The sequence below is a fragment of the Psychrobacter sp. JCM 18903 genome (assembly GCF_000586475.1).
In the GTDB taxonomy this organism is placed as follows: domain Bacteria; phylum Pseudomonadota; class Gammaproteobacteria; order Pseudomonadales; family Moraxellaceae; genus Psychrobacter.
Window position 1 is genome coordinate 1 of record NZ_BAWJ01000001.1, and the last position, 20,975, is coordinate 20,975.

The 20,975-nt window shown below is 42.6% G+C and carries 20 protein-coding genes, 1 tRNA gene and 3 pseudogenes; 11 read left to right on the forward strand and 13 right to left on the reverse strand.

Annotated elements, in window-relative coordinates; all coding sequences use genetic code 11:
- Positions 1–376: IS1595 family transposase (locus tag TT12_RS00005; protein WP_045451117.1), on the forward strand; the 376-nt coding region annotated here is incomplete at its 5' end.
- Positions 377–511: 135 nt separating this feature from the next.
- Here TT12_RS00005 and TT12_RS00010 read toward each other — a convergent pair.
- Positions 512–1,636, reverse strand: a complete 1,125-nt coding sequence (locus TT12_RS00010) for a low temperature requirement protein A (RefSeq protein WP_243443177.1) — start codon at positions 1,634–1,636, stop codon at positions 512–514.
- 38 nt (positions 1,637–1,674) lie between these two features.
- Positions 1,675–2,580 carry a LysR family transcriptional regulator gene (locus TT12_RS00015; RefSeq protein ID WP_045451120.1) on the reverse strand — a complete coding sequence of 302 codons (906 nt, stop codon included), beginning with the start codon at positions 2,578–2,580 and terminating at the stop codon, positions 1,675–1,677.
- Positions 2,581–2,723: 143 nt separating this feature from the next.
- Between TT12_RS00015 and TT12_RS00020 the strand changes: the two genes are divergently transcribed.
- Genes TT12_RS00020 through TT12_RS00030 form a run of 3 tightly spaced genes read left to right on the forward strand, consistent with a single transcriptional unit; the run spans position 2,724 to position 4,451 of the window.
- Positions 2,724–3,116, forward strand: a complete 393-nt coding sequence (locus TT12_RS00020; protein ID WP_045451122.1) for a DoxX family protein — start codon at positions 2,724–2,726, stop codon at positions 3,114–3,116.
- Between the two features lie 53 nt (positions 3,117–3,169).
- Positions 3,170–3,724, forward strand: coding sequence for an NADPH-dependent FMN reductase (locus tag TT12_RS00025; RefSeq protein WP_045451125.1), 555 nt, complete (start codon positions 3,170–3,172; stop codon positions 3,722–3,724).
- Positions 3,717–4,451, forward strand: coding sequence for a YoaK family protein (locus tag TT12_RS00030; RefSeq protein ID WP_045451128.1), 735 nt, complete (start codon positions 3,717–3,719; stop codon positions 4,449–4,451). Before TT12_RS00025 ends, TT12_RS00030 begins: the two co-directional genes overlap by 8 nt.
- 83 nt (positions 4,452–4,534) lie before the next feature.
- Here TT12_RS00030 and TT12_RS00035 read toward each other — a convergent pair whose 3' ends face one another.
- Positions 4,535–4,861 (reverse strand): GNAT family N-acetyltransferase, encoded by a 327-nt coding sequence (locus TT12_RS00035; protein ID WP_045451131.1) that lies wholly within the window; start codon positions 4,859–4,861, stop codon positions 4,535–4,537.
- A gap of 219 nt (positions 4,862–5,080) precedes the next feature.
- On the opposite strand from TT12_RS00035, the gene TT12_RS00040 reads away from it, so the two are divergent.
- The 5 genes and pseudogenes from TT12_RS00040 (at position 5,081) to TT12_RS00050 (ending at position 7,552) form a co-directional block, all read left to right on the forward strand.
- A complete protein-coding gene (locus TT12_RS00040) occupies positions 5,081–5,791 on the forward strand; it encodes a pirin family protein (protein WP_045451133.1) in 711 nt (236 codons plus the stop codon).
- 147 nt (positions 5,792–5,938) lie between these two features.
- The gene (locus tag TT12_RS15870) at positions 5,939–6,412 is read left to right on the forward strand and encodes a pirin family protein (protein WP_243443178.1); all 474 of its coding nucleotides are present in this window, start codon (positions 5,939–5,941) and stop codon (positions 6,410–6,412) included.
- A complete protein-coding gene (locus tag TT12_RS15875) occupies positions 6,409–6,714 on the forward strand; it encodes a pirin family protein (RefSeq protein ID WP_279378750.1) in 306 nt (101 codons plus the stop codon). The genes TT12_RS15870 and TT12_RS15875 overlap by 4 nt, the downstream gene beginning before the upstream one ends.
- 8 nt (positions 6,715–6,722) lie before the next feature.
- Entirely contained in the window at positions 6,723–6,875 is a 153-nt protein-coding gene (locus TT12_RS18005) for a pirin-like C-terminal cupin domain-containing protein (protein WP_279378751.1), read from the forward strand.
- A 69-nt stretch (positions 6,876–6,944) separates the two neighbouring features.
- Positions 6,945–7,552, forward strand: a pseudogene (locus TT12_RS00050) (nitroreductase family protein).
- Between the two features lie 323 nt (positions 7,553–7,875).
- Here TT12_RS00050 and TT12_RS00055 read toward each other — a convergent pair.
- From TT12_RS00055 to TT12_RS15895, 6 genes are all read right to left on the reverse strand, one after another.
- On the reverse strand, positions 7,876–8,841 hold the full coding sequence (locus TT12_RS00055; RefSeq protein ID WP_207803924.1) for a hypothetical protein: 966 nt from the start codon (positions 8,839–8,841) through the stop codon (positions 7,876–7,878).
- Entirely contained in the window at positions 8,739–9,272 is a 534-nt protein-coding gene (locus TT12_RS00060; RefSeq protein WP_207803925.1) for a YncE family protein, read from the reverse strand. Before TT12_RS00060 ends, TT12_RS00055 begins: the two co-directional genes overlap by 103 nt.
- An 86-nt stretch (positions 9,273–9,358) precedes the next feature.
- Positions 9,359–10,798 (reverse strand): TonB-dependent receptor domain-containing protein, encoded by a 1,440-nt coding sequence (locus TT12_RS15880; RefSeq protein ID WP_243443179.1) that lies wholly within the window; start codon positions 10,796–10,798, stop codon positions 9,359–9,361.
- Complete coding sequence (locus tag TT12_RS15885; protein WP_243443180.1) at positions 10,753–11,697, reverse strand: TonB-dependent receptor plug domain-containing protein; 945 nt, start codon at positions 11,695–11,697, stop codon at positions 10,753–10,755. The genes TT12_RS15880 and TT12_RS15885 overlap by 46 nt, the downstream gene beginning before the upstream one ends.
- 803 nt (positions 11,698–12,500) lie before the next feature.
- Positions 12,501–12,710 carry a MerR family DNA-binding protein gene (locus TT12_RS15890; protein WP_265089899.1) on the reverse strand — a complete coding sequence of 70 codons (210 nt, stop codon included), beginning with the start codon at positions 12,708–12,710 and terminating at the stop codon, positions 12,501–12,503.
- On the reverse strand, positions 12,711–12,854 hold the full coding sequence (locus tag TT12_RS15895) for a MerR family transcriptional regulator (protein WP_228139013.1): 144 nt from the start codon (positions 12,852–12,854) through the stop codon (positions 12,711–12,713).
- 145 nt (positions 12,855–12,999) lie between these two features.
- On the opposite strand from TT12_RS15895, the pseudogene TT12_RS18970 reads away from it, so the two are divergent.
- Positions 13,000–13,242 (forward strand): annotated as a pseudogene (locus TT12_RS18970) (DUF2938 family protein); the annotation flags it as partial.
- On the opposite strand, the gene TT12_RS00075 reads toward TT12_RS18970, so the two are convergent.
- A tRNA-Val gene (locus TT12_RS00075) sits at positions 13,193–13,269 on the reverse strand. The pseudogene TT12_RS18970 and the gene TT12_RS00075 overlap by 50 nt on opposite strands.
- 309 nt (positions 13,270–13,578) lie before the next feature.
- Here TT12_RS00075 and TT12_RS00080 point away from each other — a divergent pair.
- Entirely contained in the window at positions 13,579–14,556 is a 978-nt protein-coding gene (locus tag TT12_RS00080) for a glutathione S-transferase family protein (protein ID WP_045451142.1), read from the forward strand.
- 104 nt (positions 14,557–14,660) lie between these two features.
- On the opposite strand, the gene hemB is transcribed toward TT12_RS00080, so the two are convergent.
- From hemB to TT12_RS00095, 3 genes and pseudogenes are all read right to left on the reverse strand, one after another.
- Complete coding sequence (gene hemB, locus TT12_RS00085) at positions 14,661–15,668, reverse strand: porphobilinogen synthase (RefSeq protein ID WP_045451145.1); 1,008 nt, start codon at positions 15,666–15,668, stop codon at positions 14,661–14,663.
- A 316-nt stretch (positions 15,669–15,984) separates the two neighbouring features.
- The gene (locus TT12_RS00090; RefSeq protein WP_243443182.1) at positions 15,985–17,718 is read right to left on the reverse strand and encodes an efflux transporter outer membrane subunit; all 1,734 of its coding nucleotides are present in this window, start codon (positions 17,716–17,718) and stop codon (positions 15,985–15,987) included.
- A pseudogene (locus TT12_RS00095) lies at positions 17,715–20,944 on the reverse strand (efflux RND transporter permease subunit). The gene TT12_RS00090 and the pseudogene TT12_RS00095 overlap by 4 nt, the downstream one beginning before the upstream one ends.
- Positions 20,945–20,975: the final 31 nt, after the last annotated feature.

Genomic DNA, 20,975 nt, shown 5'->3' on the forward strand with positions numbered 1-20,975 from the left:
CGCATGTATTATCCCTAATACCAGAGCCGATACCTTAATCCTTATTATAAGAGAGAAAGTAAAGCCTGATAGTATTGTTTACACTGACTCCTTTAGAAGTTACAACGGCCTTGATGTCAGTGAGTTCACCCATTACCGTATCAATCATTCAAAAGAGTTTGTACAAGACATAAACCATATCAACGGAATAGAGAACTTTTGGAGCCAAGCCAAGCGACATATGCGTAAATATAATGGCATCCCAAAAGAGCATTTCCATCTGTTTTTAAAGAAATGTGAGTGGCGTTTTAACTACAGTGACCCAAAACGTCTATTATATCAGCTAAAACAATGGGTTAAACAGGAACTGAACTATTTATCTAGGACAGCCCCTTAAAAAAAATTATGATAATGCAAACTAGAGTTTTTCTGCAAGTCATTGTTATCGTGCAATATTAAATTAGAGCTTAGGCTTGCCACTGTTTGTTATCTTGATGAAAGAACCACGTCATTATTATAGGCGCGAGCAGGCTTAGCAAATACCATACGTAATCGATAGCCCTTGCGCTACTGTGATATAGCTCAACAAAATAATAAAGGTGGCAAGAATAAGAGCGGTCATATTGTGAGTTGATTTGCGGCACATCAAGGCTCGAAGTAAAGTTAGGGTCACTAAAAAGCCAAATAGCATTATCATCAATAATCCCATAGCATAAGGCTGGGTGACCGTACGATTCAGAGTATCTGCCCAAGCGTCGGTCACTAAATTAAGCGCGCTGCCTAACGCTGTAAGCGTAGCGAAAACAAAAAAGTGCCCATAGCCAAATAAGAATAAATCATAACGGCGACGCTCATTGTTCAAAATAGTACCAAACGGGATCGTAAAATAGAGCCACCATAAGGCAAAAACCAATGCTACAAGGCTTGAACCTAATAATATAATGGCGCTAGCAGCAGACTCGGAGTTGACTAAAAAGGTTCGAATACTGTTACTAACTCCTAGCACGCCTTCGCCTAAAACGATAATGGTCAAGAGACCATAACGTTCAGCCATGTGATGAGGATGCCAATTGATGTTCTGTGCGGCACGCGCCCATATTGGCATCAGTAATTCAGCCGCTATAAATAAAAATAACGCAGGCGTTTGTATCGAAGCAGGTAGAAACAACCAAAGTATCCAAACACTTTGTAGCGTTAGTAAGCCAATAATACTGCGACCAGCCACCCGTTTGTGACCTTCAACTTGCTGATAAACACGCCACCACTGGCTACAGCTGGCCAATCGCATGATCGCGTAACCAGTGACTCCTATCCATGTTAATCCTTGCTCAAAAAACTGATTGATGTTGGCTGCAATCATTAATGAGCCAAACATTTGCAGCAATACTGAGAGACGATAGTACCAATCGTCAGGATCGTAGCCGGAAGCAAACCATGTGAAGCTCGTCCAAGCATTCCATAAAATAAAGAAGGCGATGATAAAGGTCAAAAACCCTAAAAAGTCATGTTCAAGCAAACGATGATGTAGCCCGCTTGCGGCTGCTGAAACGGCAATGACGTAGACTAAATCAAATAATAACTCAAGCGTTGTTGATGCCCGATATGGCTCATTGGGATCGCGGGCACTTATCTTATTGAGAGCAGGTATAGTGATCATTTAAGCTTGTCCGTTAAGTGTTGAGCCGTAAATGCTTATCAAAAATTATCCCAGTACGGATTATCACCAAAACGCTCGGCAATAAAGTCAATCAAATAACGACAACGCTGCGATAAAAATCGATTTTTGGGATAGACTGCATAAGCGTTTAAAGTGGGTAATTGATACTGCTGCAGGATAGGCACAAGCTCACCGCTGATTAAGGCTTGATACGTAATAAAGGTCGGCAAAAAAGCAATACCATGACCTTTGACTGCCATCTCCCGCAAAAAGTCCCCATTATTGGCTTTTATTTTACCGTTTACGGCGACTTGATGCTTCTTACCTTGCTCATCTATCAATTCTATCGCGCTAGATTTGCTCATACCATATTGTAAAAACTCATGTTCTGACAGATCGTCAAAAGTCTTTGGCGTACCCATCCTCTCTAGATATTCAGGACTGGCGCATAACGCATAACGAATCAGCGCCAGACGTTTGGCTTGATAACTGGAATCTTGCAACTCTCTAATACGAATCGCTAACTCGAACCCTTCCTCAATCAAATCAGTATGCCGATCAGAAAAATCCAGCTCAAAATTTAACTCAGGATGCTGATTGGCGTATTCATCGATAACATCGTTTAAATGCATCAAACCGAAGGATAATGGTGCAGTCATCTTTAATGTCCCTTCGATACGCGTCGGAGTACCACTCGTCTCTTCATTCAGCGCATCCACTTCACTGAGTATATGGTGCACCTTTTGATAATACTGCTCACCGGCTTGGGTTAAGTTTGATTGACGCGTGGTTCGGCTAATCAGTTGACTGCCCAAGCGCGTCTCTAACTCCTTTAAACGCCGGCTTACCGCAGATTTTGCGATGTTCAGTTGCTCTGCGGCTTTGGTAATACTGCCTGCTTCGACAACACGCACAAACATTGCCATATCTTCTAATTGTCCCATGTGAACCACTCCTTAATTGTTCTACAAATAAGAACTTACATTTGCAATTATCACGGTTTATCTAATTATAAGCAACGAATACAATAAGACCATCGCATAATCAAATAAAAGCTTAAAAAACATTCTATTACTGGAGAAACCCCATGGACAACCTGCAAGCGTTAAGCGCGCCAATTGGACGCCTTTTTTTATCAATGATTTTTATCTTTTCAGGCTTTACTAAAATTACCGGCTACGCGGCCACTCAAGGTTATATGGAATCAATGGGTGTACCTGGGATGTTATTGCCGCTGGTCATCGCGGTTGAACTTTTCGGCGGCCTCGCTATTCTCTTTGGTTTTAAAGCGCGTTTCGTTGCTATTTTACTCGTTGGATTCAATATTATATCAGCGCTGCTTTTCCATCAATTCTGGATAGATGAATCACAGATGAACCCTTTCATGAAAAACATTGCGATGGCGGGTGGTTTCTTGATGATATTTGCTCATGGAGCAGGTGCTTATTCAATTGATAACAGTAATCATCGCAGAATATAGTAGAGTAAATGGCTTAGAAAATATCGCTTTATCATCATAATCAAGGAGCCGTTATGAGTAGATCAATCAACATCGCCTTAATTATTGGCAGCTTGCGAAAAGAATCTATCAATCGTAAATTTGCAGAATATATGGTGTCGCAGATGCCTGAAAGCGTGTCTATAAAAGAAGTCTATATCGCAGACTTACCCCTTTACAATCAGGATTATGATGATACGACTATCGATAGCTATGAGCGTGTGCGTCAGCAGCTGAAAGGCGCTGATGCCGTATTAATTGTCACGCCAGAGCATAACCGCACTATGCCTGCCGCCTTGAAAAATGTCGTAGATATCGCCTCACGTCCTTATAAAGAAAGCGTGTGGACCCATAAAAAAGTTGCGGTAGTGACGGCCTCGCCAGGTAGTTTCGGCGGTATCAATAGTGGCCTTGATGTCAGAAAAAGCATGCGAATGCTCTCGGCACAAATGATGGTTGATCCTGAAGTTCATTTAAGTCGTGCAACTGATAGCTTAAATGATGATGGCAGTGTTAGCCCGCGTACACAGAAATTCTTACAGCGCTTTGTGAGGGATTTTGTAGATTTTTCAGGACATACTAGTGAGTAAAACGGTAACTAATAATAATACTGCTCCTGTACATGATGAGCCACCAAGCTTTTGGCAACGCTATCAAGCGCCTATTCTATTAACGATAGTTGGTGGGGCGATTGATACCATTGGCTTCATCACTTTATTTGGCTTTTTTACCGCTCATGTCACGGGTAACTTAGTACTGGCTGGTAGCGGTTTGGTCAAAGGTGAAGATGGCTTGTGGATCAAGCTAGCATCAGTACCACTTTTTATAATAACGGTGGTTATTATAAAAATATACATTGATAAAAGCCGGAAGCAAAAATTAGTACTCAGTCATTTATTTTTGGCAGAAGCCCTATTTTTGACCGCCTTTATGATAGCAGGATTGTCCTTTCAACCTTTCACTGAGGCTGGAGATATTACCGTCGCCATCACTGGTGGTCTAGGTTTAACAGCGCTAGCTATTCGTAATACGGCTAGTAAAACAGTCATCAAGCACATGAGTCCAACGGTATTAATGACAGGCAATACGACCCAACTGGGTATTGGTATGTCAGATTATATTGCCAACCGTAGCGCTGATAATGCCAAAAAATTAGGGCATAGCGCGGCATTGGTTATCAGCTTTGTGATTGGCGCGCTACTCGGCGCGGTACTGTACGTGAATCTCAGTTATTGGGCAGTCGGTTTATTTGTCATTCCTGTGCTGTACCTATCACTACTAGCGCGTAATCCAGAGTTCTTACAGCATATTAGCTAATAAAAGCTCTACCGTTATTGAGTAATGTCATTAATCGTAAAAAGCCATGATGATTTATCATGGCTTTTTTTATGCATATTGTCTTAGGCTTTCGCACAATGAAACACCGAATTGGCTTGGTATTCTGGATGCTTATCAATGTAAGACTTCACATAAGGACAGGTTGGTTTAACGCGTAAATTTCTAGAAGCGGCATTATCTAAGATGATTTTGACTAAATAACCAGCAATACCACGACCACTAAGCGACTCAGGCACGAATGTGTGCTTATACTCAATACCTTCTTCACCTGTGGATGTGGTAAAAAACTCATACTCTTCAAAAGCAACCTGATCATCAATATGAATCTCAAATCGATTTTGGCTTTTATTGTCGATCACATCGTAATGCGTTGTATGCTGATTTGACATTGTTATTCTCTCTTTATCATTAATATTTTTTGCACCTGTTTATTGGTACTGACGGGTAACGCGAATGATGGCGTGACTATTATATTACGTTAATTCTAAGCACTTATTGTTCTATAAATAAGAATAGTTATTTGCAATAAGCACTGTTTATCTATATATGGTCAACAATTATAATAGGACCATAGCTTAAACAAGCCAATTAAAAATAAAGGATAACTTATGAAAACGATCTATCATGCAGCAGATTCTCGTGGCGATGCTAACCATGGCTGGCTCAAAAGCAAGCATACTTTCAGCTTTGCCAATTATCATAATCCAGAGCGTATGGGTTTTGGCGCGCTACGGGTAATCAATGATGACTTTGTTATTGGTGGTCAAGGTTTCGGCAAGCACTCACACCGTGATATGGAAATTATCAGTATTCCTCTAAGTGGGAAGTTAGCTCATGGCGATAATATCGGTAACGAAGGCATCATCGAGACTGGTGAGATTCAGGTCATGTCAGCGGGCACAGGTATTACTCACAGCGAGATGAATGGCGATGCCAATGAGCCTGTCAAGTTTTTACAAATTTGGGTGATACCCAACAAAATGGGTGTGACGCCGCGTTATCAACAAGTGCGTATGGATGAGCACATGAAAGCTAATGAGTTCAACCAAGTGCTATCGCCAAATGCGGACGACGCTGGGGTTTGGATTCATCAAGACGCTTGGTTCCATATGGGTAATTTCAATAAAGGCGTGACTCAGACTTATGATTTAAAAGATGTCAACAACGGTGTTTATGTCTTGGTACTAGAGGGTAAAGTGACTATCAACGGTAACGTACTTGATACTCGTGACGGTCTTGGTATCTCAGACACCAAAAGCTTCACGATGGATGCTGATGAGGACGCTAGAGTATTGCTAATGGAAGTACCTATGTATTAGGTAACTAATTATTCAGTACCTATTTATTGAATAATCTTGTATTAAACATTTATACAGTCAACAGCAGTATCAATCCATACAAAACCTAGTAGTAATTTATCAGTAAGCATTCAATAATCTATAACTATCTATAATAAGAGGTGGATGATGAGTATTCAAACCCTAGAGCCAAGGTTGGCTGATGTCGGCGGTATTCCGATTGCCCGGTTATTACCCAATAAAGGAAAACAGCCTATCGGTGCGTGGTGCTTTTTAGATCACGCTGGTCCTGCTGACTTTGGTGAAGATGATTTAGGCATGCAAGTCGGTCGTCATCCGCACACCAATCTGCAAACCTTTAGCTGGATGTTAAATGGCGAAGTACTGCATAAAGATAGCTTAGGTAACGAGCAAGTCATTACCAAAAACCAAGTCAATGTCATGACTGCAGGTACAGGTTTGAATCAAGGTATCAGTCATACGGAACAAAGCGTCTTTCCAGACACTGGTGGTTCGTCAGAGGCGGCGCGTGCTATCAGTATGGTACAACTCTGGATTGCACTACCGACGGATCAAGAGATTGAGCGCGGTTTCATCATTATCCAGAGCTACCAACGTGGACGGAAAATAGTGTTGAGATGATTTTGACCACCGGTAGCTATACCAATGCTTCAGGTCAGCACTTTAAAGCGCCTACCATCCAATACTCCAAGCTGGTCGGTATCGACGTGTACTTCACCGAAGATGGCGAGGCTACACTGACTTTAGAACCGAGCTTTGAATATGGCATCTTAGTCTCAGAGGGTGAGATAGAGTCTGAAGGTAATATTTGTAAGCAAGATCAGTTATTTCGCTTCCACGATAGCGATGTTGCTAATAACAAAAGCATCAAGCTGGTCGCCAAAAAAGGCACCCGTGTGATGTTTATCGGCGGTGAGCATTAAACAACCAAGTGCTACTGTGGTGGAACTTTGTTGCGGACAATAAAGCAGAGATCGAGCAATCCATCATCGACTGGAATAATGGTCATGAGCGTTTTGGTAATGTTGACTCAGATATGCAACGTTTGCCAGCACCTGAATTACCTCAAGGTTTTAAAGGCTAAAAGAAGGCTAAAGATTAAAAGCCTTTTATCATTTACTATATTTTTAATATAAACCTAACGGAGAACATCATGTCAAATCTAAAAGATTTACAACAATTGGCAGAAAAGCGCCGTTCTATTTATGCGCTTAGCGACAATCTACCCGTAACGAATGATGAGATTGTCGATTTGGTGGAACATGCTATTTTGCATACGCCATCCGCTTTCAACTCACAATCAGCACGTACTGTGGTGTTATTTGGTGAAGATCATAAAAAATTATGGGACATCACTGAAGAGACACTCAAGGTGATTGTTGGCGATGACGAGAAGTTCCAAGGTACTAAAGATAAAATCGCAGGCTTTAGAGCGGGTGCGGGTACAGTATTGTTCTTCGAGGACAAAGGCGTCGTGAGAAACATGCAAGAAGCCGCCCCTTTATATGCGGATAAATTCCCAATCTGGCACATCAAACCAGCGCGATGCATCAATATGTAATTTGGACGGCATTGGCTAGCTTAGATATCGGTGCTAACTTGCAGCATTATAACCCTGTCATCGATCAGAGAGTTGCTGATGCTTGGGACATAGCTGAAGATTGGGAATTGAATGCGCAAATGGTGTTCGGCGCTATTGAGCAGCCAGCAGGTGACAAAGCGTTTCAGCCAATTGATGAACGTATGAAAGTATTCGGCTAATAATTTTTAGCGTTAAAGACCGTATAACCAATGAAACTGCTATGAAAATATCATAGCGGTTTCATTGGTTTTTTTATAATTATAAACTGGGGTAATATGATTTTATAGCAGACTATAACTAATGTAGTAAATCCTACTAGCCCAGTTGTTTAAGATATGCCTATAGAAGAATTCAAGATCATCGAGCGCTTTAATCGGATGCTTCGGAATTTAAGAAGCGTCGGATTAAGGGTTATCTTGAATACTAGCGTTTATAAATATATTTAATAGCCAATTACTGTCAGCAGTCATTAAACTATCTTTATTAGATGAGGTGCTAAGCGCTAATGGCTATGTTCATCATCATGTCCAGCTTTCACACCAAACCAAGTCACATGAGAAGGTGTGAAATTTAGTGTTATTTTTGACTCGATTTTACCATCATGAGGATCAATCTCGATAATTTGCTGGTTTGAGTCATCCATCATATAAACCATTTGCGTGTTTGGGTTAACAATAAATGAGGGAACCGCTTTGCCTTCGATGCCATTAGGGAAAACATTTAATACGGCGGTTTGCTTATAATTTTGTGCAACATCGAGTATATATAGTTTGCCGGTATCATCGAGTAGCATTAAATGCTCTCCATGGGCATCAAAATCATAGCTGACAATACGGCGACTGCTGTCTGTTGTCCAGACAATCGGTGTCATGTTTTTACTGACAGGATCGACACGGTAAGGCTGACCGCAAGCAGTGCCAATGGCATAATTATGATGGTGGTTAGTGATGAATGAGCCAATTCGAGCAGGACTACTGCTTGTACCATCACATTGAATATTGGTTAGGCTGCTGGGATAGGAAATTTTTTCGGCGCTGAATGTGTCTCCGGTTTGTTTGACGCTTAAAACGCCATCGCTACAAGCAAAGACACTGTAATCTGTGACGCTGCCACTGCCATGCAACCCCATGCATTTTGTCTCAAAGGTTTGGCTTATATGATAGTGATCACCATGCTGTTCAAATACAGAGAGCGTATCAGCCAGTGAGCTACCAGTTGTCTGATAACGCTGCGAGGCAATCACATAATTGCCTCTAGGTTCCGCTGTACCGTGCATGCTGGTATTAAGCTTTTGATAAGGCAGTGTACCATCGGCAATACCGGTATCTGTTACGAGTACAAATCCAGCTTCTTTTACAGGGTTTTCTATGGGGTTGCCTGTGGCACCCAAACCATCAAAAAATAATCCAGCTTGCTCACCAAACGTTTGAAAATGTACAGGACGGGTATAGTTGAGCTGTAATGGCATTTTTGCCGTATCACGAGCATATGGGTGATCATGATCGCATGATTTTCAATCTCAAGCCCACTATGATAAAAATTGACCGTGTTGTTAGTACGATCCATGACGACGGCGTAATGACCATCTGGACTACTTTGTACGGCATCGGCTTGACCTGTCAAAGGTAAGGTTTGTATCACTTTATCTTGAGCAAGGCTATAAATGTAAGCTTGACTGCCATCTTTTGCAGTGATGAATAAACGACCTTGTTCCATTTCAGTGCTGACAGCAGATTCATCATCATGGTCATGATCGTCTCCATGGTCGTGGTCGTGTTCTGAATCTACGATTGGTGTTTTCCTATCATCTGATGACCCGCAGCCGCTAAGTGCTGAAACGGCGATTAAAGAAGAGAAGGCGAGCGCGATGGCAGGGCTCAAAGCATTTATTTGATTCATAAAGGACTCCATCATAAGTTATGAGGCTTATGACAATTGATTACGGATTGCTAGTTACTGGTGACTAATGAAAAGAGAGTAAGCTGTTAGAAGTTATAGGTGATACCTGCGTTTAACGAGCGTTCTGGCATTGGCACTTGTTCAGCCAAATAAGAGGCATGATTATAGGCAAGCTCGTTTAAAATGTTTTCGACTTGAAAAAAAGCGGTGTAATCATGAGCGCTCGAACTGTGGTAGACAAGCTTGGCATCAACCATGTTGTAGCTCGGTGTATTGGTTTCAAAATCAGCAATGTGATCTTGCTCAAAACGATGATATCCAGACAGCACCAAGTCAAACTGACCAAATTGAGAGGTAATATCACCACCAATACGGGGCGCTACCAATCTTGGCGCGTACTTCCGTGTAAGGCTCGCATCATCTAGCGTGATGAGTGCAATGTCGGCAAAGCTGCCAATACTAATATTGTTATTGAGATAATAGCGTGATTGAATTTCACTACCATAATGTTTGGCATCGCTTTGGACATAATCCACTAAACGGAAACCAGCAGACTCTCCTTCAGTAGCAATATCTTGAGTTTTGGCATAAATATAATTTGTACTGTCGTTATAAAAGACAGAAATACTACTATCAAAACGATTGCCATTGTCGTAACGCAGAGTGAGCTCTATGCCATCAGTAGATTCTTCTTCTAATTGCCCATTACCACGCTCCCAAGTATTGGTTGCAAGATGGGCGCCATTAGAAAACAACTCTTGTGGAGAAGGTAATCTTTCAGAATGACTGATTCTGGCTGACAACTGCGTATTAGGCGTAAGATATTTGCCACCTTCTAAACTGACAGATGTTCCGGCATGTGTTTTTTCGATGTTATTGTCGTTATCTATTAGATTTTGAAAATCTTGACGACCGCCAAACTCAATATACCAAGGACTTTTGCCTTGTTTTCTTAAAATACTAGACGTATCGAGAGGAGCGTCGTTCGTCGTCTCACCATGATTATGACCAGCATGGGCATCACTTGCAGATAATGATTGACCTGCAAATTTATCAGCATTCTGTATTTTTGCGCCAAAATAATCTGGCGTGAGTCGTTCAATGAAAAACAAACCGACCTGTGTACGATCAGTTTGCGGCAAATAACCTTCTAGCCCAACAGCAGAAAACCGACTGTTTGTGTAATCTAGACCGACCACACCTTTCATAAAACCTAGATTGCCTGTTTTATACGTGCTATGTGTGGCTTGAGCTTGAGCACTAATGGCTTTGTTTTCAAAAGTTGTTCCCACCGCACCTTCATCTATTTCATCGTGACGGTAGTCTGTATAGCTGAGTTTCGTATTGATGCTATCGACGCCTATCATGGGTAATTTTCGCTCTGCATGGAGCTGATAGACGTTTGACGTCATATCGACATAGGGCGCTTCACCATGATCGTGGTCATGTTCGTGATCCGCCTCACAGCTCAGTTGGTTGGTCAGTACGCTATCAGGTGAGCATTCATTATGCACATGAAAGGGCAAGCCATATTCTGAAGACAGGCGCTGATATGATGCACCGATATAGCCATATCAGTCACATAAGACAAGCCGATGCTACCGTTATCTTGCGTGTACCAACTGTTGGCAATCTCATCGGTATCTAAGTGTGGCACTTGGATATTGCCTTTATCCGTCTTTTGGTAATACCCACTCCATAGCCAGTTTTCACCGATACTGCCATTGAGTTCTGCATAACCCAAATAACCGTCTGTGGCTTGTTGACCAATCAATGCCACTTTTCCGCTGATGTTTTTTTTAGGCTGTTCTTTAGGAATAGTGTCATTAATAATATTGACCACACCGCCGATAGCACCGCCGCCATACATCAATGCTGACGTGCCTTTGATTACTTCAACTTGTTTGGCACCTAGTACAGGTACCGCCACTTGATGGTCTGGTGAGATTTGTGACGCATCTTGTACGCTCAAACCATTTTGCATGACTTGGACACGCGGTGCGCTTTGCCCTCGAATAATGGGTCGGCTCGCACCTTGCCCAAAACTATCAGTAGACACGCCCACTTCATTTGCTAGTGCATCACCAAGCGTACTGCTTGTCTGAGTAGTGAGCGCATCGCCAGTAACAATACTGGTTGCGGTTGCCATTTCATTCGCTTGTGGCAATAACGGGTTAGACGTCACCACTATGGTGTCTAGAGTTACCGAAGGGTGGGTCATATCAGGAGAGTTTAGGTTAAAAGATGAGGGTGTCATAGGTTTGATGTCTACTATCGTATCCTGCGCATTGACCGACAAACTTGCCATACCTAAAGCTGTCGTTACTGAGAATACAGTCGTTACCCGGCGAATACTAAAATTAACTGAAGATACAGAAGTATAATCAGGTTCTCTTAATCTGTTGATATGAAAAATTGGAGACATGAGATTACCAAAATAAGAAGTTATATAGGGATAAATAACGATAAGAGTAAATATTTTAGTTATGTTATAATATAACATAAAGATATACAAACTTTATATTTCAGTAAGGTGTGCATATTAGCTACGCTTACACAAGGTAACTTCAATATTTGACTTTCTTTGTGAGTGATAAATGTGACAGTCATTCAATGAATGTGTTGGTACTGAGATAATAATGAGTATGTCGAAAGTTAGAAAAATGAATGTATTAAGAACTATGGTTCAGGAGAATATCAATCATAAAAAGCCTTATAGATCTCTGGTCAATGAATTGATACGTCTGAAATATAGAGCACTTTGTAAGCCAGTCTCTGAAGAAATAAGAACGGTAGGCAATAAATCAACAATAGATCGTCTGGACTAATGACAGTTTGCAGGAATTCAGCACCAGAGTTTAGGATTTCATATGGCTGAAAGTGTTATATTTTGGAAGTTTAAAACCAACTTTGAGTGATAACTTGAATAAAAAATAGCTAGTTTAGCTTTAACGACAGCTGCTAAGAGCAAACGTTATATGAGGGGACAGGCTCTAGAGTAGGTTTGTCTTTATTTACGAATGCTACTCTATACGTTTGGCACAATTGAATAGAGAGAACGTAGGCAAGTGATACTAGTAATCTAGGTTTTTTGGATAAGCGCAGTGTATTTGTTAAGCAGTCCAATATTATTTGAGTGACCTAATCACCTAATAGAATCGGCTCTATTGCTTATTTATGCAAGGTGTTACCTTTAATAGCGCCAGTGGCTGCTAGATTCATTAGACGTCAAAACCTCGGACACTCCAAGTGGCTAGGCGCTGTGTAAGTTGCCGCAAGTTGCAGCCCGTCACGCATAGCGCTTAATTTTTGAATCGTTTCATCCAGTTCAGAGGCTTTGTTCAGCAACAAATCTCGATCAACATCTAGGGTTTTTTCAGACCCTAATATCCCAGCAATCTCATCCAATGAAAACCCTGCAACACGTCCTAAAGCAATTCAGGCCAGACGCTCTAATATATCTTCGCTGAAAACTCGGCGGATACCGTGCCGACCAACAGAGCGAATTAGGCATTTTTTCTCATAAAATCGTAACGTTGAAGCAGGAACACCAGACTGTTTAGCAACCTGCGAAATATCCATAATGCCCTCTGGACTTAAAATTGTATGCAATCATCACATTGATACTGAAACCAGTAAGAGAGTCATCATGGATAACGTCGTTTTTATAATATTAATCGGTATTGGTGCTACCGCTGTGATGGACTTATGATCATTACTCAGGAAGTATGTGTTTAATATTCCACCGAGCAACTGGGGAATGGTGGGGCGTTGGATTGCTTACATGGGTCAAGGGCAGTTCCGTCATGACGCTACTGCAAAATCTAATACTATTCATGGTGATCTTTTTATTGGGTGGAGAGCCAATATTTTACAGACAAAAAAAGCCCCAATCGTGAGATTGGGGCTTTCTAAATATTTGGTAGGCATAAGCAGACTCGAACTGCTGACCTCTACCATGTCAAGGTAGCGCTCTAACCAACTGAGCTATACGCCTATTTAGGTTGAGTATTCTATCAAGTTTTTGAGATTTTACAAGCTTTATTTCTAATAATTTTTTTTATTAGCATAATAATGATTATCACACTTTATATTAAGTGACTTTTAATATTTTTTTATGTAGTTATATTAAATAGTGATTGAAATTGGTTTATTTTTTATTGTCAGTAGAACTACAAACCCTAATAGCTAGGTGATATATAACTGGTATCATCATTCTCAAAATAAAGTGAGGATTGTGATAATAGTTTCACAGTACTCATAGTTCACAAAAATTATATCAAAATAGAATGTTGAGGAGAGTGATATGGGGCTGTTGGTTGATGGTCAATGGCAAGACAAATGGTATGACACGGAGGCGAGCGGTGGACGCTTTGAGCGAGAAGATGCCGGCTTTAGAAATTGGGTCACGGTCGATGGCAGCGCAGGCTCGTCAGGTGTTGGCGGTTTTAAAGCCGAAGCTGATCGCTATCATTTATATATCTCGCTTGCATGTCCTTGGGCACATCGTACCATTATTTACCGTCAGCTAAAGGGTTTGCAAGACCTGATTTCGCTGTCAGTGGTGCATCCATTTATGGGCGATAAGGGCTGGACGTTTGCAGAGGGCGCAGGCGTGATTGCTGATCCTATTGTAAATGCGAATTACTTATATGAGATTTATACGGCGGCAAAGCCTGACTATACAGGACGGGTGACGGTACCAGTATTATGGGACAAAAAAACCAATACCATTGTCAGTAATGAGTCCTCTGAGATCATTCGTATGTTTAACTCAGCTTTTGATGAGGTTGGGGCGCTAGCAGGTAATTTTTTACCAACCGAGTTATTAGCAGAAATCAATGCAGTTAATGAGCTCGTTTATTCTGCGGTTAATAATGGCGTTTATAAAGCAGGATTTTCGACCACACAAGAGGCTTATGAAGAAGCGGTGACGGAGCTATTCGATGTATTAGAGACGCTAGAGGCACGTTTGACAGACCAGCGTTATTTGCTAGGTAATACGATAACTGAGGCGGACTGGCGCTTATTTACCACGCTGGTGCGTTTTGATGCGGTATATGTCGGACACTTTAAATGTAATATTCGCCGCATTGTTGATTATCCCAATCTTTGGGGTTATCTGCGTGATTTATATCAAGTGTTAGGTATTGCAGAGACGGTGAGCATCGGGCATATTAAGCAGCATTATTATACTAGTCATGCCAATATCAATCCCACGCGTATCATTCCTGTTGGTCCAGCGCTTGATTTTAATGAGCCACACGAGCGTACACGTTTATAATTTTTAGTGAAGTTTTAATATAAGGCAATAAAAATCGCGCCAGCTGCTTGATCACAGTTGGCGCGATAGATTGACGGTATAAATAAAAAGCTGCTTAATTTATATTACGCATTATTCAACTGACGAGCGGCTTCTAGCGCAAAATACGTCAAAATCCCATCAGCGCCTGCACGGCGGAAACCAATCAACGATTCTAAAATCACCGCGTCGGTTAGCCAACCATTTTGAATCGCAGCCATATGCATCGCATATTCGCCAGACACTTGATAAGCAAAGGTCGGTACGCCAAAGGTATTTTTAACTTCACGAATAAGGTCTAGATACGGCTGACCCGGCTTAATCATGACCATGTCTGCACCCTCGGCTATGTCCATCGCCACTTCATGCAGCGCTTCAGCACGATTACCGAAATCCATCTGGTACTGTTTCTTGTGTCCGCCTTTTAGGTTGCCAGCACTGCCGACTGCATCACGAAACGGACCATAGTATGCAGAAGCATATTTGGCAGAGTAAGCCATGATAGCGGTATTCACAAAGCCTTCGGCTTCAAAGGCGTCACGCATGGCTTTGATACGGCCATCCATCATATCACTAGGCGAGATGATGTCAGCACCAGCGCGGGCATGTACCAATGCTTGTTTGACCAATACTTCAACCGTTTCATCATTAACGACATAGCCTGAATCATCCAGCAGTCCATCTTGACCGTGCGAGGTATAAGGATCTAACGCCACATCGGTCATTACCACCATTTCAGGCACAGCATCTTTGATCGCTTTTACGGTACGAGCAGTAAGGGCGTTTTCGTCATAAGCTGATTTACCGTCGGGTGTTTTTAAGGAATTATCAATAACAGGGAAGATGTCGATGGTAGTGACGCCCTCGCTTAATAATTCTTTGGCATAGTTGATCAGCAGGTCAATCGATAAGCGTTCAACGCCTGGCATACTAGCGATTGCTTCGCGCTTATTTTTGCCTTCTAAGACGAAGACAGGGGCGATAAAGTGCTTAGGATGCAGCTCAACTTCACGAATCATCGCGCGTACGTTATCGTTGTAGCGTAATCGACGTAGACGAGTTTCAGGGAATTGACGGTTAAAGGTATAAGTCATGATTTGTCCTCATTAGATTTTAGTCATTGTTATTTATCAGCTTGATTAAATAAGCTGTTTTGAAGCATATGTTTTTTTATATCACGGACATTAATAAGTGGATAAAAGTATGTGTAAGCTAATTTCCCTACTATAACTAAAAGCACCTTACAAAAGCAAAAAGCCCTACCAAGTCGGTAGCTTTTTGTACTTATCGACTATCAATGTGAAGGAAATCACCTCACACTATTTATGAGTGTTTAAGGCTCAACGATCTGCGTGACCGGTACTTGCTCAATGCTGGTTTCGTTATACGTCGTCTGTTTGGTAACGACTCCTATGGCAGCATCTTTTTTGCCATCATTATTGACATCAACGACAGCGGTTGGCTCAAAAGTGGCCGTTTCCGATGGTTGCGCTTGTTTAATGGCGTTTGCTTCTTGTGCAGAACAACTCGCGCTGAGCTAGCCGCATCGATAGCATTTGCCGCTTTTGCTTTATTGCTATTGGCAGGTAGATTCACTAGTTGCACTAAGTTTTTATGCGGTACAGGAATCGCCGTTGGTACATCCAGATTAGCACCGCCACCCAGCACTTGGTATAGCTCGACTTGGCTCACAATTTTTTGTAGCTCTAAATCCAAAATACCTTGCTGCGTTGAGAACAATGAACGCTGTGCATCTAGCACATCTAGATAGTTGGCAATACCTGCTTTAAAGCGTGCATCTGCTATCTGGAACGTTTGTTCAAAGTTATCTTGTAGACGGTATTGTGCTTCGAGCTGCTCACCCAGTGTGGCTCGTGTCGCGAGTACGTCTGACACTTCACGGAATGCGGTTTGGATAGATTTCTCGTAGCCTGAGAGCGTTTGTTCACGCTCAATTTTAGCCACATCGTAATTGGCGCCTAAGCGACCAGCGTCAAAGATAGGCACGCTAATGCTTGGACCAAACGACCAACCGACAGCGCCGCTTTTGAATAAGTCATCTAAACTGCCGCTACTAACCCCAATGCTACTGGCTAAGCTGATAGACGGGAAATAAGACGCGCGTGCCACTTCGATATTGGCTCCAGCGGCTTTTAGGTTGTATTCTGCTTGCAGTACATCTGGGCGATAACGTAGCAACTCACTTGGTAAGCCTGCACTAAATATCTGCTGGCTAGTGATGTTGCTGACTGCTGGTGTTGGAATTAGATTGGTTGGAATCGGTCCACCCACCAAGAACTGTAAGGCGTTACGTGATTTTAAAATGCTGCTTTGTGCCCGTAGGACAGCAAGTTTGGCATTTTCTAATGACGCACTGGCTTGCAAAGATGGCAGCTTCGGATCAATGCCTGCTTCAAAGCGTTTATCAGCGATAAACAGGGACTTTTCACGACTCTCAACCGTGGCTTCTGCCAGCTTTAACTGCGCTAAGCTATAGCTCAAGTTGGCATAGCTCTGAGCGATATTACTAATCAAGCTGATTTGGGTCGAATCTTTGGCCGCTGTAGTGGCTAAGAAATTCTGTAGCGCTTGATCTTTTAAGCTAGCAATTTTGCCCCAAAAGTCCAACTCGTAATTAGCCAAGCCTAGGTTGACGTTATAGCTACTATTGGGATTTTTGTCGGTTCTATTTTGTGCTTGACGTGTGTATCCACCATTACCATTAATCGCTGGTAGATCATTAAGATCGGTAATTTGATACTGTGCGCGTGCTTTCTCGATTGCTAAACGAGCACTTTCAAAATCTTTGTTGTTCTCTAGCCCTAAAGCAATCAAGCCCTTTAAACGCTCGTCACTATAAAAATTCTGCCAGCGTTGACCCGCAATACTTGCTTGATCAGCGCTACTAACTGTTTCTTTATCGAATGCCCCATAAGTTTGTTCGATAGGGATATTTGGCTCAGCAAGCACAGGGCGCATATCTGCTTTTGGAATCGTGTTACAAGCAGCCATGCTCATCGCTAAAACGGTCAAGCCCATTAGGCGACCAGCATTTCTGCGCATATATGAGCACGCTGGTTGCGCAGTGATAGCAATGTTTGCTACCGCTGCTGAGTTGGTGTTATATATTTTCTGAACACTCATTGTGTATTGTCTCCAAAGCTTGCAGGCTGATAATTCTCAGAAGGCGTTGGGTTTTGCGGGTCAGGCGTACTATTATCATCATCTTTATCGTTTGGTTTATTGTTCTCGTATTTGTACGGGAACATACTACGTACCCAAATATAAAACATGGGAATAAAGAAGATACCTAACAATGTCGCGGTCACGACGCCACCTAGTACACTGGTACCGATGGCATTTTGACTGCCTGAACCAGGACCTGTGGCGATAAATAATGGCACAACACCCAGTCCAAAGGCAAGCGAGGTCATGATAATCGGGCGCAAACGTTGACGCGCGGCTGTCATGACGGCTTCTCTCAGACTATAGCCTTCCTCTTGGTGCTCTTTTGCAAACTCAATGATCAAGATAGCATTTTTAGCGGATAGACCAACGACTGTGAGTAGACCTACCTGCAAATAAATATCGTTATTAAAGCCACGTAGCCAAGTAAAGATGACTGCACCTAATACCCCAAGTGGAATGACCAATAGCACAGAGAAGGGGATAGACCAGCTTTCATACAAGGCTGCTAGACATAAGAATACCACCAAGATTGAGAGCGCGTATAGCATCGGCGCTTGTGCACCTGACTTTTGCTCTTCAAGTGACATACCCGTCCACTCATAGCCCACACCTTCAGGCAGATTCTCCATCATTGCTTCCATAGAACTCATCGCTTCACCCGTACTTAGACCGGGTGCAGCACTACCTTGAATATTCATCGATGGTAAGCTGTTATAACGGGTCAGACGCGGTGAGCCAGATTGCCATTCGCTGCTAGAGAACGCATCAAATGAAATCATTTCACCTACATCGTTGCGTACATACCATTTGGCAATATCTTCAGGATTAGTACGGCTGCTTGGTTCACCTTGAACAAAGACGCGTTTAATACGCCCGCGATCGACGAAGTCATTAATATAACTTGAGCCCCAAGCGGTAGAAATAACGCTATTAATACTAGCAAGTGATAAGCCATAAGCAGCGGCCTGCTCTTGATTAATATTCACTTTTAACTGCGGTGCATCTTCTTGACCATTTGGACGAACGCCTGCGACTTTGTCGTTTTGCGCAGCCATGCCAAGCAGCATATTACGTGCTTCGAGTAGACCCTCATGTCCAAGGTTACCGGTGTCTTGAATCATTAAGTCAAAACCACTGGCGTTACCAAGTTCGGTAATGGCTGGCGGTACAATCGCAAATACTTGTGCTTCATTTAGTTGGGTAAAGAAGTAACCCATGGCGCGATCAGCGACAGCCTGTGCAGTGTTTTCTTCACCGGGACGATCAGCCCAATCCGATAAACGTACAAAGGCCAGTCCCATATTCTGCCCTTGTCCTGCAAAACTGAAACCTGCGATCGTAAAGACTGAAGCGATATTATCGCCTTCTTGGGTACTGTAATAATCACTGACTTTATCGAGCACTTCTTGCGTTTCATCAAGCGTCGCACCAGCAGGTAACTGAACCAAGGTAAACATAATACCTTGATCTTCTTCTGGTAAGAACGAGCCGGGAATACGTAAGAATACCACTGCCATAATACCGATAATGGCAGCATAAAGAATTAAGTATAGCCACTTCAAGCGGAAACTTTTGCCAACTAAATTCTCGTAACTACGACTGACTTTATAAAACGAGCGGTTAAACCAACCAAAGAAGCCTTTTTGCTCTTCTGTATTGCCTTTATCATGGCTCTTGCTACGCTTGAGTAAGGTCACACAAAGGGCAGGGGTAAAGATAAGCGCTACTAAGGCTGATAGCACCATACTGGTAATCAAGGTGATAGAGAACTGACGATAAATCACACCTGTTGAGCCACCGAAGAATGCCATCGGTACGAATACGCAGATAGAATCAGCGCAATACCAATAACGATTTTACTAATCTCGCCCATCGATTGTACGGTAGCATCCTTAATAGAGATATCAGGATCTTCTTCCAAGATACGCTCGACGTTTTCGACAACGACGATCGCATCATCGACCAACAGACCGATGGATAGTACCATGGCAAACATGGTCAAGACGTTAATACTAAAACCAGCGATGTAAAGTACAGCGAAGGTGCCAAGTAGTACGACAGGTACGGCAAGAGTAGGAATGATGGTCGCACGCCAGTTCTGTAAGAAAACGAACATGACGATAAATACGAGAACAATTGCCTCAAGCAGTGTCATAACCACTTGTTCGATAGACAAGCGCACAAATGGTGTGGTGTCATAAGGGATAACGGATGTTAGACCTGCTGGGAAGTTTGCTTCCAGCTCTGCCATACGAGCGCCAACGGCTTCACGAGTTTCCAGTGCGTTTGCACCACCCGCCAATGAAATACCAAGACCAGCTGCTTCTTTGCCGTTGTATAGCGACACTACGCCGTAGTCTGCACTACCAATCTCAACCTCTGCCACATCACCTAAACGCACTTTTGCGCCAGCAGTATCGGTTTTTAATAGAATGTTTTTAAATTCATCAGGCGTTTGTAAATAGCTTTGAACCGTGACAGTCGCATTGATAACCTGTTGACTGGTATCAGCAGGTGCTTGACCTAGCTGACCGGCAGATACTTGGGCGTTTTGTGCCCGTACTGCCTCAACCACATCCGCTGGTACCATGTTATAGCTACGTAAGCGCGCCGGATCTAACCAAATGCGCATGGCATAAGCAGAACCGAAAACTTGTACTTCACCAACACCTTCCACACGGCTTAACTGGTCAACAACGTTTGAGTTGACATAATCGGCGATATCCGCACGATCCATACTGCCATCTTCAGAAATAAAACCTTGCACCATTAAAAAGCTGCTAGAGGATTTATTAACGTTGACGCCTTGACGCTGTACCGACTCGGGTAGTGAGCTCATGGCGGCTTGGAGTTTGTTCTGTACCTGTACCTGTGCAGTATCAGAGTCTGTACCATTTTCGAAAGTGAGCGTAATGGATGCAGCACCATTCGAGGAGCTCGATGACGACATATACATCAGACCATCAAGACCCTTCATGCGTTGCTCAATAATCTGCACGACTGAATCTTCAACCGTCTGAGCATTAGCACCAGGATAGCTTGCGCTGACTGAAATCGTCGGTGGTGCAATACGTGGATACTGCTCAATCGGTAAGTTAATGACCGATATCACCCCGATGAGCATGACTAAAATAGCCATAACCCATGCAAAAATAGGGCGATTAATAAAAAAACGTGACATAGTATATTCCTAGTCTTCCTATCTTTGAATG